General features: G+C 69.9%; 12 protein-coding genes. 7 read left to right on the plus strand and 5 right to left on the minus strand.

Going from position 1 to position 17,060, the window contains the following annotated elements; translation table 11 throughout:
* Positions 1–98: 98 nt before the first annotated feature.
* Positions 99–1,289: a GH25 family lysozyme gene (locus AC6F7H_RS18160; RefSeq protein ID WP_500758003.1), complete on the minus strand. Its 1,191-nt coding sequence runs from the start codon at positions 1,287–1,289 to the stop codon at positions 99–101.
* A 608-nt stretch (positions 1,290–1,897) separates the two neighbouring features.
* Between AC6F7H_RS18160 and AC6F7H_RS18165 the strand changes: the two genes are divergently transcribed.
* Complete coding sequence (locus AC6F7H_RS18165; RefSeq protein WP_500758004.1) at positions 1,898–4,645, plus strand: sensor histidine kinase; 2,748 nt, start codon at positions 1,898–1,900, stop codon at positions 4,643–4,645.
* A 797-nt stretch (positions 4,646–5,442) separates the two neighbouring features.
* Here AC6F7H_RS18165 and AC6F7H_RS18170 read toward each other — a convergent pair.
* A complete protein-coding gene (locus AC6F7H_RS18170; RefSeq protein WP_500761903.1) occupies positions 5,443–5,922 on the minus strand; it encodes a heme-degrading domain-containing protein in 480 nt (159 codons plus the stop codon).
* A gap of 38 nt (positions 5,923–5,960) precedes the next feature.
* Entirely contained in the window at positions 5,961–7,034 is a 1,074-nt protein-coding gene (locus AC6F7H_RS18175; protein WP_500758005.1) for a Gfo/Idh/MocA family protein, read from the minus strand.
* Positions 7,035–7,110: 76 nt separating this feature from the next.
* Here AC6F7H_RS18175 and AC6F7H_RS18180 point away from each other — a divergent pair, with 76 nt between their 5' ends.
* From AC6F7H_RS18180 to AC6F7H_RS18205, 6 genes are all read left to right on the plus strand, one after another.
* The gene (locus AC6F7H_RS18180; protein ID WP_500761905.1) at positions 7,111–8,274 is read left to right on the plus strand and encodes an ROK family transcriptional regulator; all 1,164 of its coding nucleotides are present in this window, start codon (positions 7,111–7,113) and stop codon (positions 8,272–8,274) included.
* Positions 8,275–8,394: 120 nt separating this feature from the next.
* Positions 8,395–9,105, plus strand: a complete 711-nt coding sequence (locus AC6F7H_RS18185) for a hypothetical protein (RefSeq protein WP_500758006.1) — start codon at positions 8,395–8,397, stop codon at positions 9,103–9,105.
* Between the two features lie 129 nt (positions 9,106–9,234).
* Positions 9,235–10,014 carry an HAD-IIA family hydrolase gene (locus AC6F7H_RS18190; RefSeq protein WP_500761907.1) on the plus strand — a complete coding sequence of 260 codons (780 nt, stop codon included), beginning with the start codon at positions 9,235–9,237 and terminating at the stop codon, positions 10,012–10,014.
* A gap of 128 nt (positions 10,015–10,142) precedes the next feature.
* Positions 10,143–10,703, plus strand: coding sequence for a hypothetical protein (locus tag AC6F7H_RS18195; RefSeq protein WP_500758007.1), 561 nt, complete (start codon positions 10,143–10,145; stop codon positions 10,701–10,703).
* 8 nt (positions 10,704–10,711) lie between these two features.
* Positions 10,712–11,491 (plus strand): class F sortase, encoded by a 780-nt coding sequence (locus AC6F7H_RS18200; RefSeq protein WP_500758008.1) that lies wholly within the window; start codon positions 10,712–10,714, stop codon positions 11,489–11,491.
* Between the two features lie 147 nt (positions 11,492–11,638).
* The gene (locus AC6F7H_RS18205; protein ID WP_500758009.1) at positions 11,639–12,679 is read left to right on the plus strand and encodes a glycoside hydrolase family 6 protein; all 1,041 of its coding nucleotides are present in this window, start codon (positions 11,639–11,641) and stop codon (positions 12,677–12,679) included.
* 93 nt (positions 12,680–12,772) lie between these two features.
* On the opposite strand, the gene glxA is transcribed toward AC6F7H_RS18205, so the two are convergent.
* Together glxA and AC6F7H_RS18215 are read right to left on the minus strand one after the other, a co-directional pair.
* On the minus strand, positions 12,773–14,713 hold the full coding sequence (gene glxA, locus AC6F7H_RS18210; RefSeq protein WP_500758010.1) for a radical copper oxidase GlxA: 1,941 nt from the start codon (positions 14,711–14,713) through the stop codon (positions 12,773–12,775).
* Positions 14,710–16,773, minus strand: coding sequence for a glycosyltransferase family 2 protein (locus AC6F7H_RS18215; RefSeq protein ID WP_500758011.1), 2,064 nt, complete (start codon positions 16,771–16,773; stop codon positions 14,710–14,712). The genes glxA and AC6F7H_RS18215 overlap by 4 nt, the downstream gene beginning before the upstream one ends.
* Positions 16,774–17,060: the final 287 nt, after the last annotated feature.

Consider the following 17,060-nt stretch of genomic DNA (forward strand, 5'->3'; position numbering starts at 1 on the left):
AGTCGCCCGGAGGGACGACGACGGCCCGCACCGGTGAGGGTGCGGGCCGTCTCGCCCGGCCGACGGGTAAGCGGGCCGTGGCCCTGTCCGTCGGGCGGTCAGCTGCCGATGAGGGTCTGCCAGGTGGCCGGGCCGACGCTTCCGTCGACGGCGAGCCCCTTGGAGGACTGGAACGACTTCACCGCGGCGAGGGTCGCCGGGCCGAAGCTGCCGTCGACGGTCAGCGAGTAACCCTTGGAGTTCAGCTCCGTCTGGACGGCCTTGACCGCGCTGCCCGTGGAGCCGCTCTTGACGGTGACGATCAGCTTGGACCAGGTGGCCGGTCCGGTGACGCCGTCGGCGGCCAGCCCGTTGGCGCGCTGGAAGGCGGTGACCTGGCTCTGCGTGGCCGGGCCGTAGCTGCTGTCCACGGTGGTGGCGTGGCCGCGGGCGTTGAGCAGGTACTGCAGTGCCCTGACGTCCACTCCGGTGGCGCCGTTCTTCAGGACCGGCCAGGACGGCAGCGGGGCGGGAGCCGGGGTGGTGCCGGTGCCGATGTTGGCCATGGCGCGCAGCTGGGTGAGCGTGCCGCGGTAGACGTTGAGGTCGACGTTGCCGCTGATGCCGGAGACCGAACCGGTCTCGCTGTGCTGCCAGAAGGACCAGGAGCGGTTCGCGCCGGGGAGGGCGGCCGGCTCGTTGGAACCGCTCTGGTAGCGCGGCTGCCACAGCGGGGTGGTGGAGAAGACGCTGCCGTTGCCCTTCAGGCAGTCGTCGACGAACCACTTGGAGGTGTAGACGATCGGGGCGACGCCGAAGGACGACTTGATCTTGCTGATGAAGGTGCTGACGTGCGTGGTGGTGGCGTAGGCCGGGCACGCGCCGTTGTGGTGCTCCAGGTCGATGACCGGGGGCAGTTGGCCGGCGGCCTTGCCGGTGTAGCCGGCGTTGCGCAGGGTCCTGATGAAGTGGTCGGCCTGGGCGCTGCCGGTGCCTTCCGCGTAGAAGTGGTAACCGGAGTTCATCAGCCCCGCGGCGGCGGAGGCCTTGAAGTCCTGGTTGAAGTAGGGGTCGACCCAGCCGGTGCTCTGGGACGCCTTGTGGAACACGAACTTCTGGCCCGAGGCGGCGACGCTGTTCCAGTTGATCGCCGAGCCGTGGTTCCAGCGGCTGGTGTCGATGCCCTTGACGCTGTAGCCGCTCGGGTAGGCGGCCTGTGCCGGGGTGGTGCCGGTCAGACCGAGGGCGACGGCGGTCGCCGTGCCGACCACGGCGGCCCGTACGGAGACGCCCGCGAAAGTGGTGCGCATGCCTTTTCTTCCTCCAGTGACGCACGTCTTCTCGGACGGCCTTCTCGGGCCTTTCCAGGGAGGGGAGTTGACGTGGCGTGGGGTACCGGCGGGTTGCTTTCGCCGCCGGATGCAGAGGCGATCATCGCGGAATCACAGGGCGGTTGGCAGTACCCTCGGCGGACTTTGCCTGCGCGCATTGGGTGTTAAATCGCCGCGCACCGTGGCGAATCGCGGAGGGTACTGGGAGAACACCTAGGAAGGTGTTGTCGAGTTGTCCATGGGACAGGGTGGCTGATAGACAACTTGACAACACCTTCTTTACGTCCGGAATACCTCGGGAGTTAATGTCGGAGTAACCGGTCGACGCCTTGTTTGAAAGAGCACGGACCGGCGTGCTGGAATGCGCCGAACTGCCCTGCTGTGCGGGCCTGGACACATCAACGGCATACGTCATGTGCCGCCATCGAGAGGTTGTTGGTCGAGTGAGGCGAAACACGACGGGCCGCGCGTCGCAGTCGGGGGGACAGTTCACCCCTCCGTCGCGGGCCGCGGAATCGCCCACGCAGGTCACTGGCGAGGACACTCCCAAGGGCAGCACAAGCCGATTCACCCCAGGGAACTGGCGCATGCCCACCCGGCTCAACGCGATCCTGTTCCTGCCGGTGGTGGTCTGTCTGGTGATGGGGACGGTCCAGATCCAGGGATCGTTCCGCGACTGGCAGGCGGCGGTCACCGCGGAGAAGACCGCCCGCGTGGTCCAGGCGGCTTTCGTCTACGGCCACCGCCTGCAGGAAGAGCGGGACGTGTCCGTCGAGCCCCTGCTGCGCGCGGCCAAGGACGACCAGCGCGTCGTCGAAGCCCGTGTGGCCACCGACAAGGCGGCCGAGGACTTCCACGCCGTGGTGAAGGACGCGCCGGAAACGAAAACCCTCAACCGCCGCCTCGACGCCTTCCTCGAGCAGGAATCGAAGCTCGACGACCTCCGCGCCGCCGCTTACACCGACGCTCTCAAGGGCGTCGGGACCGAAGAGGGATACCTCGCCATTCAGCACCCCCTGCTGGAGCTCTCCAACGAACTCGGTGTGGGCACCACCGACGTCACCGGGTACGGCCGCACCCTCTACGCCATCTCGATGTCCAAGAGCGCGATCTCCCTTCAGCGCGCCATCGGTATGCACCTTCTGGTCAACGGACCGGACGCCGCGGATGCCGCCGAGCAACGCGTCGCCCTGACCTCGTACGCCTACCTCGAGGGGATCGCCACCCACGAGTACCTCTCGGGCGGCAGCGAGGAGGACATCACCGCGCTGGAGGAGGCGCAGAGGCAGCTCAAGGCCGAGGCCGGGACCAGGGCGGAGGAAGCCGCGGCCGAAGCGAAGGCGAACGGTGAGAAGTTCGTGGCCCCGCCGGCCCCCGACAAGGCCCTCGCGCTCATCGCCGCGCCGGACGCCACCAGGGCGACACTGGCCGCGCGGGCTGTCACCCCCGAGTCGTGGTGGGCCACCACCACTGCCGAGTTCGAGGCTTACAGGACCATCGAGACGAAGCTCATCGGCAATGCCGTGGAAAGGACCTCCGACCTCGACGGCGAGGCAAATCGTGAGGCCATCGTCACGGCGACCGTCGTCCTGGTCGGTCTGCTCGTCACCTCCTTCCTCGCCGGACTCATGGCCCGGCAGATGAGCCGCTCCATGCTCCGGCTGCGGTCGGCCGCCCTCGACGTCGCGGAGAAGCGGCTGCCGATGCTCGTCGACCAGCTCTCCCGCACGGATCCGGGCCGGGTCGACACCCGGGTCGAGCCCATCCCGATCACGACGACCGACGAAATCGGCGAGGTCGCCCGCGCGTTCGACCAGGTGCACCGCGAGGCGGTCCGCCTCGCTGCCGAGCAGGCACTGCTGCGGGGCAACGTCAACGCGATCTTCACCAATCTGTCGCGCCGCAACCAGTCCCTGATCGAGGGGCAGTTGACCCTCATCACGGATCTGGAGAACAACGAGGCCGATCCGGACCAGCTGGAGCACCTTTTCAAGCTGGACCACCTCGCGACCCGTATGCGCCGCAACGGAGAGAACCTCCTCGTCCTCGCGGGCGAGGAGCCCGGCCGCCGCTGGGACCAGCCGATCCCGCTGGTCGACGTCCTCCGCGCCGCCGCCTCCGAGGTGGAACAGTACGAGCGCGTCGAGCTGTCCGGTGTTCCCGAGGCCGAGATCCACGGCCGCGCCGTGTCGGACCTCGTGCACCTGCTCGCCGAGCTGATGGAGAACGCCACCACGTTCTCCTCGCCCCAGAACAAGGTCCCCGTCGCCGCGACGCGCCTGCCCGACGGCCGGATCATGATCGAGATCCACGACAAGGGCATCGGCCTCACCCCCGAGGACTTCGCGAACATCAACCACCGTTTGGCGAAACCGCCGACCGTGGACGCGGAGATCTCGCAGCACATGGGACTGTACGTCGTCGGCCGGCTCTCCGCCCGTCACGGGATTCGCGTCCAGCTGCGCCCCTCCGGCGAGCAGGCCGGTACGACGTCGCTGGTCATGCTGCCGGAGGCGATCACTCATGGTGACGGCGGCGATCAGGTCATGGGGGGCGCGGAATTCACCGTCGCCTCCATCATCCCGGAACAGCAGGCCCACGAGGCTCCTCCCCTGCGGACGGCGGCCGAAATCGGCTTCGACGACAACCGCTACACCGCCGGCGGGCCGCAGGACCTCCGGGAACTCGACCCGGTCGGGCGTTCGTTGCTGCGCGAGGAGCTGCGTGCGGCTCTCGAGACGACGCAGAACCAGAGCGGCGGAGGTCGTCCGGCGTTCCGCGACGAGGCCAGGCAGCCCTCCACGTACCGGGAGCCCGATCCGTATCAGGGCCGGCAACCCGGTTACCCTGCCCATGTGTTCGACGCCCAGGCGGGTGCGTACGGCGATCGGTCTGCCCATGACGGCAGTGCGGCCGGCTACGGCGGCAGGGAAAGCCACGAAGGGGCCGGCGGCTATGGCGACCGCACCGGCCGTGAAGGGCAGCTCGCCCACGACGGTCAGTACGTCCCCGCGCAGAACGGCCACCACGGCGACGGCTACCCGGCCGACGGCTACCGGGAACAGCGGCCTCCCACGCCGGACGCCTACGCCGGCCGGGGCGAACCGTCGCATCGGGGCCAGTGGCAGGACTCGAGCGGCTACGGCAACGCGTACATGTCCACGTCCGGCACGGATGCGGCAACCGGTCCGGGAGGAGTCGAACCGGCCGCGGAACACGCGAGGTTCCCGTCTCCGGCTGTCCCGAGCACCGTCCACGAGGTGACCGACGCCGGCCTTCCTCGCCGGAACAGCGCGGCAGGGCCCGACGATGCCACCCATCGAGGGGGCCGGTAGGAGCCGCCGCAGACGGCGCGCGCAGGCCACGACTCCCCGCTCGGTGAGGAAGGGAACGACCTGCGCCCGGCCGACGACGAGCGCCAGGAGCGGGCGGAGCGGCTCAAGCGGCCGAAGCCCTGCGGAGCACACTCCGCAGGGCGGCCGCCCCCTGGTGATCGACGAACCCGACGATCACCCCGGCCCCGAGGCCACCGGCTCAACCTGACAACACCTTCTCCGTCCCGACGACAGCACCACCCGACCCGGAGAAGTGGAACCCGGCGCCCATTTGATGCGACAACCGGGCCGCCGGCCTGCCCGACATCAGTCACAGAAAGCAAAACGGTCCGCCGAATCCGTCGACAGACCGTCATGCAAGATCGAGGCTGGACTTCCTCGAATTCGTTTTGGCCGACGACAGTCCTGGCATCGGATGTGTACGCACGAAGCGGCTCCGCTTCGGAGACATGAAAGGGGATGAAGACATGACTCTTGTGTATGTGTTCTTCGTCGTCATGTTGTTCGTGGGGTTCCTCATCGTGTGGATGATGGGGAGGTCCGGTAAAAGGTGAGCGCTTTTCGCCCTCACGCTGACGGGTGGTGAAGAACGAGAACTTTCTTCACGATGTCGGTGATGCGGTTGGTGCGGAGCGGGCCGACCCCTCGAAATCCACGAGTCGTCCTCATTCTTCACCTGGCCTGCTCGAGCGAAGACCGAAAGCGGCTCAGTGCCGCCAACCCGATGAACTGGTCGGACTTCACCGTCTCCCGCCCCGCACGAAGACCGACGACCGCCTCGCCGGCGCGGACGGGCGTCAGTCGGCCAGGAAGTGTTCCAGTGCTTCCACCACGAGCTGGTGGTCCTGGAGTTGGGGGAGGCCCGAGACGGTCACCGCGCCGATCACGCCGACGCCCTCGACGGTGATCGGGAACGAACCCCCGTGGGCCGCGTAGGTGTCGGGGTCCAGGCGCGAGGACTCCTCGAACGTCGTGCCCTTGGCCCGGTGCCGGGCGCCCACCAGGTACGACGCGGAGCCGTACCGCTCGACGACCCGGCGCTTGCGGGCGATCCAGGCGTCGTTGTCAGGGGTGGAGCCGGGGAGGGCGGCGTGGAAGAGCTGCTGGCCCGCGCGGTGGATGTCGATGGCGACGGGGGCGTCGCGCACCCGGGCCAGGTCGACGAGGAACGAGCCCAGTTCCCAGGCGTCCTCGTGGCTGAACCGCTTGAAGACCAGGCGGCGTTCCTGCGCCTCCAGTTCTTCCAGGCTCGGATCTTCCGCACTCGGTGCTCCCACGGTCGCCTCTTCCTCGCGGGGGGCGGGTTCGGGTCGGGTCACAGCGTCACCGTCACTTTCTCGTCGGCCGAGCGCCGAGCCGCCTCCAGGACGTCCAGGGCGGCGGCGGCCTCGTGCGCGCTCACCGGGTTGGGGCCGGCCTCCCGGAGGGCCTTCGCCACGGCCGTGTAGTAGGCGGGGTAGTCGCCGGGGAGGGTCGGCTCGGGGCGCCCGCCGCCGGTCACCGGGGACTCCCCGGAACCGACGCGGCCCCACAGCTCCTCCGGCTCGGCGCCCCAGCCGGAACCGGCGCCGGGGCGCAGGCCGTCGCGCAGGGCGGCCTCCTGGGGGTCGAGGTCGTGCTTGACGTACCCCGCCTTCGAGCCCAGGACGCGGAAGCGCGGGCCGAGCTGGGCCGTGGTCGCGGAGACGTAGAGGTGGGAGCGGACGCCGTTCGCGTGGGTGAGGGCGATGAAGGTGTCGTCGTCGGTGCGCGCGCCCTCGCGGCGGATGTCCACCTCGGCGTACACGGAGGTCACCGGGCCGAAGAGGACGAGCGCCTGGTCGACGACATGGCTGCCGAGGTCGTAGAGCAGACCGCCGATCTCCGCGGGGTCGCCGGACTCGCGCCAGCCGCCCTTGAGCTGCGGCCGCCAGCGCTCGAAGCGGGACTCGAACCGGTACACATCGCCGAGTGTGCCCTCGGACACCAGTTTGCGCAGGGTGAGGAAGTCGTTGTCCCAGCGGCGGTTCTGGAAGACGGACAGGAGCAGGCCGCTCTCCTCGGCGAGCGCCGCCAGCTCACGGGCCTCGGCGGCCGTGCCGGCGACGGGCTTGTCGACGACGACCGGCAGGCCGGCCTTCAGGGCGGTGGTGGCGAGCGGGACGTGCGTCCTGTTCGGCGACGCGACGACGATCAGGTCCAGCTCGGCGGCGCGCTCGAACAGCTCGTCCGGCGTCGCCGCGAGGTGGACGTCCGGGAACTCGGCGCGGGCCTGCTGCTGCCGTTCGGGGTTCGAGGTGACCACCGTGTCGAGCGCGAGGCCCTCGGTCGCGGCGATCAGCGGGGCGTGGAACACGGAGCCCGCGAGGCCGTAGCCGACGAGGCCGACGCGGAGGGGAGTGCCAGTCATGCCCCTACTTTCGCAACGCTGTTGCCAAAGTGCAAGCACGGGGGAGAATGGGCGGGTGAACAGGACGTACGGAGGCATGCGGGACGGGACGGGGGCGACCGGCACGGCGGTCGTGACGGGCGCGACGGGCGGGGTCAATCTGCTGGCCCTGCGCAGCCACAACACCGCGCTCGTACTCGACCTGCTGCGGACCGCCGGGGCGGAGGGCATCAGCCGGCTGGAGCTCGCCGAGCGGACCGGTCTCACCCCGCAGGCGGTCAGCAAGATCACCGCCCGGCTGCGGGCGGAGGGGCTCGCGGCGGACGCGGGACGCCGGGCCTCCACCGGGGGCAAGCCCCGGACGGTGCTGCGGCTGGTGCCGGAGGCGGGGCACGCGGTGGGCGTGCACCTGGACCGGGACGAACTGCGGGCCGTTTTGGTCGACCTCGACGGGACGGTCGTGGGGGAGCGGAGCGCCCCCCTGGACCTGGGCGCGGGGGCGGAGGCGGTACTGGCCGGGGTGGCGGGAGTCGTCGAGGGGCTGTGGACCGCCGGGGACGGGACCGCCGGGGACCGTGTACGGGCGTCGTCCCGGCCCGCCCTGCTGGGCGCCGGAGTCGCCCTGCCGGGGCCGCTCGACCACGCCCGGGGTGTGCTGCACCGGGTGACCGGGTTTCCCGAGTGGGACGGATACCCGCTGCGGGCCGCGCTGTCGGAACGGCTGGGGGTGCCGGTCGTCGTCGACAAGGACACCAACGCGGCGGCGCTGGGCCTGGCCGTCGGCGGCGAGGGCGGCTCCTTCGCCTATCTGCACCTCGGTACGGGGCTCGGGGCCGGGCTGGTGATCGGTGGCAGCGTGCACCGGGGGCCGCGGACCGGGGCGGGGGAGTTCGGGCACCAGGTCGTCCAGTTGGACGGGCCGCGCTGCGGTTGCGGGGACCGCGGCTGCATCGAGGCGCTGTGCCTGGCCGCCGTGGCGCGGGGCGACACGGACGAGGCGGCGCGGGTGCTGGGCGTCGGCGCGGCGAACCTGGTGGGCCTGCTCGACATCGACCGCGTCCTGCTCGGCGGCCGCACGATCGAGGCCGCCCCGGAGGCGTTCGCACGGGGCGTACGCGCGGTGCTGGACACGCGGTTCCGGCGTACGGGGGACACGGCCGTGCCGGTACGGGTCGCCACCGGGTGCGGGGGCGGGGGCGGGGTCGCCGAGGGGGCGGCCCAGTCGGTACTGGCGCCCGTGTTCGGACGGGGGGACGGGTAACCGGAAAGCCGGGGACGGAGGGGGGTGCGTTGCTCCGAGCGGGGGGAATCGTGGGGCCGTGCGGGGGTGTTCGGGAGTGTCGCCGTGGTGTCCGCCCGCCGATCGGCAAGGTCATACGGTATGCGACTCCGCACACCCGCGTCCCTCTTCCTGGCGGTGCTGGCCGCCGTCCTTCCCACCGCGGCCCAGGCCCGGACGGAAGCACCGCCGCCCGCCTGCGCCACCGAGGACGACGCCGACTTCCCCCTCAGCGCCCATATCCACGGCGGCCCGGACACCTACACGGCCGGCGGCGGCTACGGCACCTGGTACCTCCAGATGACCAACACCACCGACCGCTCCTGCGGCGGCATCCACCCGGTCGTCGTACTCGTCGACGAGAAGCGGGAGTTGCGGGCCTCGCAGCCGGTGCTGGAGTTCTACGCGCCGGACCGGGAACAGCCGCACCCCGTCCGCTTCGAGACCACCGACGAGGACGAACTCGTCGGTGGCTTCGTCGACGAGCACGCGGGCTTCGAGGGGTTCACCGTCGAGCCCGGCCGGACCCTCGCCGTGAAGGTACGGCTCGCGCTCACGTCCGACGCCGTGGCGGGCGAGGTCGTCGCCAAGGCCGCCGTCGTCCAGCGGCGCGAGGACGACGGCGACTGGGTCGGGCAGTCGGACGACTACCGGTTCCGGATCGAGGCGGCGCCCGGCAAGGAAGCCGGTGGCACCGGCCCCGACGAGCTCGCCCGTACCGGCGTCGGCGCCGCCGGGCCGCTCCTGACCGTCGCCGCGGTGGCACTGCTCGCCGGGGGACTGGCGGGAGCGCCGGCCCGTCGGCGCCGCTGAACCCGGCCGGCCGGGGAGCGGCGGAGCACCCCGGGTTCTCGAGCCGCACCACACCGGGCGTTCCCCCAAGATCCGGGCATGTCTAGGCTGGGGAACAGGAAGGACCGCGTACGGCAGGAGATCTCGCACATGGCAGACCGCAAGCCGATCGAATCGTGGCTCACCGACATGGACGGGGTGCTCATCCACGAGGGTGTGCCGATCCCGGGGGCCGACGCCTTCATCAGGAAGCTGCGTGAGTCCGGAAAACCCTTCCTGGTGCTCACCAACAACTCGATCTACACCCCGCGCGACCTGCACGCCCGGCTCCGCCGCATGGGCCTGGACGTCCCGATCGAGAACATCTGGACCTCGGCGCTCGCCACCGCCAAGTTCCTGGACGACCAGCGCCCGAACGGCTCGGCGTACGTCATCGGCGAGGCCGGTCTGACCACCGCGCTGCACGACATCGGTTACGTCCTCACCGACCACGAACCGGACTACGTAGTTCTCGGAGAAACTCGAACTTACTCCTTCGAGGCCATGACGAAGGCGGTACGGCTGATCAACGACGGCGCCCGCTTCATCGGGACGAACCCCGACGAGACCGGTCCCTCCACCGAGGGCCCGCTCCCGGCGACCGGTGCGGTGGCGGCGCTGATCACCAAGGCGACGGGCCGGCAGCCGTACTTCGCGGGCAAGCCGAACCCGCTGATGATGCGCACCGGTCTGAACACCCTCGGCGCGCACTCCGAGAGCAGCGCCATGATCGGCGACCGGATGGACACCGACGTGCTGGCCGGCATCGAGGCCGGAATGCAGACGTTCCTGGTGCTCACCGGCCTGACCCGGCCCGAGCAGGTCGAGAACTTCCCGTACCGGCCGTCCCAGGTCTTGGACTCCATCGCGGACCTCGTCGACCTCGTCTGACCCGCGTACTCGTCCGACACGCGTAAAACCCCGCGTGCCCCGATGTCACCCGTACGGCGCAGCCCCGCACCCCTGCGAGTGCGGGGCCATGCCCGGCGGGGCACGCTCCCGGTGTCTGGAGGTGCACGATGGGTCCTGTGCGACGCGCTCTCTGTACCGGCGTCCTGGCGGCCACCGCGCTCACCCCGGCGGCGTACGCCGCGGACGGCGCGGGTGGGGTGTCGGTGACACCGGCGACCCCTGCCCCCGGCACCGAGGTCACCCTCGAGGTGGCCGAGTGCGCCGAGCGGACCGCGGTCGCGGTGTCCTCGGCGTTCGTCTCCGAGGTCCGGCTCACCGTCGCCGACGGCGTACTCGTCGGCGAGAGCAGGGTCCGCTCCACGCTCACCGCGGGGACGTACCCCGTACGGGTCGACTGCGGTGAGCGCGCCCGCAAGGGCACGATCACCGTCGCCCCCGCACCCGCCTCCGCCCGCAAGCAGCCCGGCGGTACGGCCGAATCGCCTGCCGCCTCGCCCGTCGCCCCCGTGAACGCGGGTGGAGGGGGAGCCGCCCGGACCGTCGCCGCCGCCGACGAGTCCGCGGAGGGGCCGGGCACGGCGCAGACGGTGACCGGACTGTTCCTCGCCACCGCCGCGACGGCGGCCGTCGTACGCAGCCGCGTCCGGCGCGACCGCGGAACGCACTGAGGCCGGCGATGTCCGATCATCATCAGAACGAGAATCAGAACCAAGACCAGAACCAAGACCAGAACCAAGACCAGAACCAAGACCAGAACCAAGACCAGAACCAGAACCAAGACCAGAGCCAGAGCCAGAGCCAGAGCCCGTCCGGTGTCGGGCGGCTGCTCACCGGGGTGGCCTGGGTGGTCCTGCTGCTCGGGCTCTGGCTGTGGGGCCGCGAGGGAACCGACCTGCGCCCCGGTGTGTCCGGACCCGCCACGGGTGACATGGCGGCGGCCGGCCGCCCGCCCCGGGTGGAGCTTCCGCCCGCCCACCGGCCGCTGGGCGAGGCGCCGCCGCAGCGCCTGGACATACCCGGCCTGGACGTCCGGGCGCCGGTGGTGGCCCGCGGGCTGGACGAGCGGGGCGCGCTCGACCCACCGCCGTTCGACCGGCCGGGCACGGTCGGCTGGTACGCGGACGGGGTGACGCCCGGGGCGTCCGGCACCGCGCTGGTGGTGGGGCACGTCGACACCGAGACCCGGCCCGCCGTGTTCTACGAGGTCAGTACGCTGCGGCCCGGCCAGAAGATCCGGGTGGTCCGCGCGGACGCCGAGGTCGCCGAGTTCACCGTCGAGGACATCCAGGTCCTTCCCCGGGACGGCTTCGACGCCCGGCAGGCCTACGGGCCCCGCCGCTCCGGCCGGGCCGAACTGCGCCTCGTCACCTGCGGCGGCAGCTTCGACGAGGCACGCCACCGCTACACGGCCAACGTGATCGTCTCGGCGTACCTGACGGACACCACCACGACCTGACGCCGGCTCCCCACCCGTCCACCCGGCCGTACCACAGCGGCTGTAACAGGTCGCGGACAAGACGGGTTCGGCCTCATGGGTGCCGCGGGGCGTATGCCAGGATTGGGGCTCGGAAGGCTTGGAACGAGTGCACCCAAGGGGGGTTGGATGTACGGCAGCAGGGGGGTCGGGGCGTTCGCCGGGAGGCGGGCGTCGGCAGCGGTACTGGGGGCGGTGCTGCTGATCACAGGCTGTTCCTCCGGTGATGACGGGGGGGGCGAATCCGGCAAGGGGGCAGACGCGGCGATCACGCAGCAGCCGAAGGACGCCAGCCCCTTCTGGGTCAACCCGCAGGGCAACGCCGCACAGCAGATGGCCGACCTGGAACAGGACGGCAAGGAGGCGGAGGCCGAGCAGGTCCGCAAGATCGCGGAGCAGCCCACCGCAGAATGGATCAGCCCGGAGAACCCGGAGGAGCAGACCCGCGGCTTCACCGAGGCCGCCGACGAGGCGGGCCGCACCGCGCTGCTCGTCCTCTACAACATCCCGCACCGGGACTGCGGCCAGTACTCGCAGGGCGGCGCCGCCGACGGCGACGCCTACCGCTCCTTCATCGACGGCGTGGCCGAGGGCATCGGGGACCGCGCGGCGACCGTGATCCTGGAGCCCGACGCGGTGCTCCACCTGGTGGACGGCTGCACGCCGGAGAAGTTCCACGAGGAGCGCTACGACCTCCTCAGCGGCGCCGTCGACAAGCTCGCGGGCCTGAAGAACACCACGGTGTACCTGGACGCGGGCAACGCCGGCTGGGGCAGCCCCGACCAGATCCACGAGCCGCTCAAGTGGGCGGGCCTCGACAAGGCCGACGGCTTCTCGGTGAACGTCTCCAACTTCTACTCCACCGAGGACTCCATCGCCTACGGCAAGAAGCTCTCCGCCAAGGTCGGCGACAAGCCCTTCGTCATCGACACCAGCCGCAACGGCAACGGCCCCTACACGCAGGGCGACGCGGACGAGCGCTGGTGCAACCCGCCCGGCCGCGCCCTCGGCGAGACCCCGACGACCGAGACCGCGGACCCGCTGGTGGACGCGTATCTGTGGGTGAAGCGGCCCGGCGAGTCGGACGGCGAGTGCAAGGGCGGTCCGAAGGCCGGCGAGTGGTGGGAGGACTACGCGGTGAAGCTCGCCGAGGCCGGCGACGGCGACTGACCGCGCCGCGGCGTACGCGGCGACGAACAGGAGACAGAGAAAGGGGGCGTCCTCCGTGGTGGAGGACGCCCCCTTTCTCTCACCTGCCTGGCGTCAGGGCACCTGTACCCACTGCGCCTTGCTGGGCGTGCCGTCCGCATCGGTGGCGAACAGCATGTACCAGCCCGCCTGGACCAGGTTCCGGCTCCCCGGGACCGTCACCTCCAGCTTGTCGCCGTCGGCCTCGAAGTCCAGGGCGATGGAGCGTTGGTCGATGTCGGTGACGTGGGTCGAGGCGCTCGGCCGGATCAGCCGGACGTTCTTGATCGACCCGGCGTCCTTCGAGGTGAACGTGGCGGAGCCGCCGCGCTCGACGGTCTTCGGACCGCCCGTCAGCTCGGGCTGCCCGGTCTCGCCGTACAGGTACGGCGGTGTGTAGATCTCGATGCGCTGTTCGAACTTGCCGGGCTTGGTGTTGGCCTTGTCGCCGTAGAGCGAGTCCGAGCCGAAGAACATCACGCGGCCGTCGGGCAGCAGGATCGAGCCGGCGTGGTAGTTGCGGCCCACCAGCGGATCGGCGACGCGCCTGAACTCGTTCTCCGCCGTGTCGTAGATCCGCGCCTCGAGGATGTTGGAGTCGCCGCGGCCCCGGTAGTCCTCCGAGCCGCCCGAGACCAGGATGCTGTCGTCGGGCAGGATCGAGTACTGCGGGTAGCGGGTTCCCTTGTCCAGCGAGGGGCCGTCCACGAAGCGCGGTTCGTCGGCCTTGAGGTCGACGATCCGGGTCTTCTCACTGGCCAGCTTGGACTCGCCGACGCCGCCGCCGCCGATCACCATGTACTTCTCGTCCTGCGCCGGCGGCAGCAGCACCGTGCCGGACGTCTCCATCATGTCGGAGTCGCTCAGCCCGGGGATCTTGTCGAACTTGTTGGTCTCCACGTCCCAGACGCCCGGCTCACGGCCCTCGTCGGCCGGCCCGTAGCCCGCGTTCGAACCCGAGTAGAAGACCTTGCCGTTCTGCATCAGGAACAGCGCCGGGTAGGTCGGGAACTGACGGATCTTGTCCGTGTAGGTCCACTTCTTGGTCTCGGGGTCGTAGACCTCGTTCTTGCCCGGGACCAGCTGGCCGATGTCGTCGAGGCCGGAGACGCTGAGGATCTTGCCGTCGCTCAGGGTGGTGAGCGTCGGGTACCAGCGGGCCTCCTTCATCGGGTCGACCTTGATGTACTTCTCCGCCACCGGGTCGAACTCGAAGGCGTCGTCGATGCCCTGGAAGTCCTTCTTGTCCAGGGCGAGCTTCTCGGCGATGCCGTACGTGTTCTGCGCGTCCTCGCCGGTCAGACCCTGCACGGTGTAGTTGTCCTGGGCGCCGGTCTCGTACTTGGCGCCCTCCTTCTGCGCCTCGACGTAGGTGCGGCCGTAGCCCGGGGTGTTGCCCAGGAACTCGCCGGTCTCCTTGTCGAAGTTCTTCTTGGCGCGCGGGACGAGCACCGGGTCCTTCGAGACGAAGGTCTTGCCGTTCTCCTTGCCGACGAACCTGGTGCCCGCCGGCAGGGTGATCGGCTTGTCCGGGTTCTCGTTGTGGACGACCATCAGGCCGCCCGCCTTCGTCACGTCACCCTTGAGCTTCTCGTACCGCTTGGTGCCGCCGGCGATCAGCAGGTTGCCGTTGGCGAGCTGGGTGTGGCCGGTGCAGAACAGGTCGCTCGGCGTCGGCACCTTCTTGATGGTCTTCTTGACCGGGTCCCAGATCCGCGTGTCGTACTTCTTGGCGTCGAAGTTGTCCTTGTTGTTGCCGGAACCCGCGACGAGCAGCACCTTGCCGGTGTGCAGCAGCGCCGCGTGGATGGTGTTCTGGCGGTACTCCTCCGGGAACTCGACGATCTCCCAGCGGCCGTTCTCCGCCTTGTACTCCGGCTTGTTGATCTTGTACTGGTGGTATTTCTCGGTCCCGAAGCGGTACAGCCACGGCCCGTTCATTCCGGCCAGCGCGAGTACCACCGCCGTGCCTATCGCGATCCGACGGGCGCGACGGCGGCCTGCACGGTCGTTCATTCCTTACGTCCCCCAAGTCCACCAAGGGCGATCTGCATCGTCTGGTCGTCACCGGGGTGGTAGCCCCCGGTACCTCCTGGCCCGCCCGGTCCCCCCGGCCCGCTCTGCGCTCCCGGTCCGCCGTGGGCGCCGGCCCAGCTGGGCCGGTCCTGCGGGGCGTGGGGCGCGTGGTGCCCGTGGTGCTGTTGTGGCATCTGCGGCAGCTGCTGTGTCTGGGGCTCCGGTGCGGAGTCCTGTGCCCGGCTCGCGGCGTGCGCGCCGGGCTTCTTCCTGTCCTGGCGCATGCCGTGGCGCCAGGCGAACATGGGCGCGGCCGTGATGAGCAGGGCGAACGTCGCCCAGATGATCATGGCCGGGTGCGAGTGTCCGTAGACGAATCCGGCGGCGATGGAGCCACCGAAGATCAGGATGAAGTACCAGTGATACCGGAAGGTGCCGAACCAGGTGTCCGGGCTGGCCGAGTCGCCCTTCGGGGTGACCACGAACTTGCTCTTCTTGCGCAGCACGGAGTCGATCAGTGCCTTCGCGTAGAGCGGCGCCGACAGTGCGGACATCACCATGCCGGCCACACCGCCGGAGCCCTCCGGCTCGTGCGGGGAGACGTTGTGGCGGCGGTTCCAGATGTAGAGGCCGATCTGCAGCGCGGAGGCGTTGCCGTAGAGCATCAGCCAGACCGCGGGGTCGATGTTCACACCCGAGGCGCCCAGGCCCAGGAACAGCGCACAGCTCAGCGCCGCCAGGATCCAGTTCAGGGCCGACATAGGGTAGAAGATGATCATCATGGTGTAGTTGAAGAGCTTGCTCGGCGGGAGCGAGTACCAGCCCTTCCAGTACTGCTTGAGGATCGTCTCGTACGTCCCTCGCGACCAGCGCATCTGCTGGGTGAAGAAGTCCGTCCAGGCGTTGGGTCCCTCACCGACCGCGAGCACGTCCGGGGTGTAGACCGAGCGCCACTTCTTCCCCGTCGCCGGGTTCTTGGCGCGGTGCATCTCGAAGCCGGTCGCCATGTCCTCGGTGATCGAGTCGTACAGACCGCCGATCTGCTTGAGCGCCTTGATGCGCACGGCGTTCGAGGTGCCCACGAACATCGGTGAGCCGTAGCGGTTGCCGGCCCGCTGGATCAGCGCGTGGAAGAGGAACTGCTGCGACTCGGCGGCCTTGGTGACGAAGTTGTCGTAGTTGCCGTAGACCTGCGGGCCGATGACGAAGCCGACGTCCGGGTCGCGGAAGAAGCCGAGCATCCGCTCCAGGTAGTTCGGCAGCGGCACGTGGTCGGTGTCCACCGAGGCGAAGAAGTCGTAGTCGTCGCCGTGCGCGTCCAGCCAGGCGTTGTAGTTGCCGTGCTTGGTCTTGGCGCGGTGCGGGCCCTTCTTCTGGTTCCACTTCGCGACGCCCTTGCGGGAGAAGTGGTGCACGCCCAGACGCGCGCACACCTCCTTCACCTCGGGATCGTCGCCCTCGTCGAGCAGCCAGACGTGCATGGTGCCCCGGTGGCGGATCTTCACCGCCGCCTCCAGGGTCTTCGTCACCATCTCCAGCGGCTCCTTGCCGGGCACGAAGGAGGTGAGGAAGGCGACCCGGGTGCCGGTCTCGGGCACGACGGGGATCGGGTCGCGGGCGACCAGCGTGGCGTGCGCGTTCGACAGCACGTTCATGCAGCGGAAGAACTCGATCAGCCCGATCGAGACCAGCATCACCATGTCGAGGGCGGGCAGCCAGTCGAACGCCGGGTAGTCCCGCTCCGTCCAGTGCGCGGGCTGGAGCAGCCACACCAGCAGCACCACCGACAGCAGCGGGGCCGCGGCCAGCATCAGCGCGATGCGGATGCGGTGCGGCTCCTGCGAGATCAGCGAGCGGTACTGCACTTTGTAGGGTTTGCCCGGATCGGGCTGGGTGAGGGGACCCGAGAGCCGGCTGTAATGCTCGTAGTCGTATCTCGGCAGCGTCTTCTTGATCCGCCGGAACGCCCCCGTGTTTCCGGTCCGATGCGCAGGCACCCTGAGCTGGGTGGTCTGGGACGGGTCGTCGTCCCTGTGGGCGCCTGTCGGCGTCGACGTCATGAATCATCCCCCCACACACGGCCCCGCCGTGTGTTTCGTCGCTTGCTGCCGCCCGCGTCCGGTCCCCCTCGACCGTCCCAGGCGTGTCAATGGTGGCCCGCTGTCCCCACGTCACCCACACCATATAGACACGGCGCGGCACTCTTTCGGTTGCATGATGCCCTCGTCGGCGGTGCTCCGTGAAACGGGACCTCTCCCCCCGTACCGTCCGCAACCGGTACCCCGCCCTCCAACAGCCGCGAATGCGCGGCATGATGAAGAACCCAGGTTGTACCGTGTCCATCATG

This window comes from Streptomyces sp. MMS24-W38 (assembly GCF_059889265.1).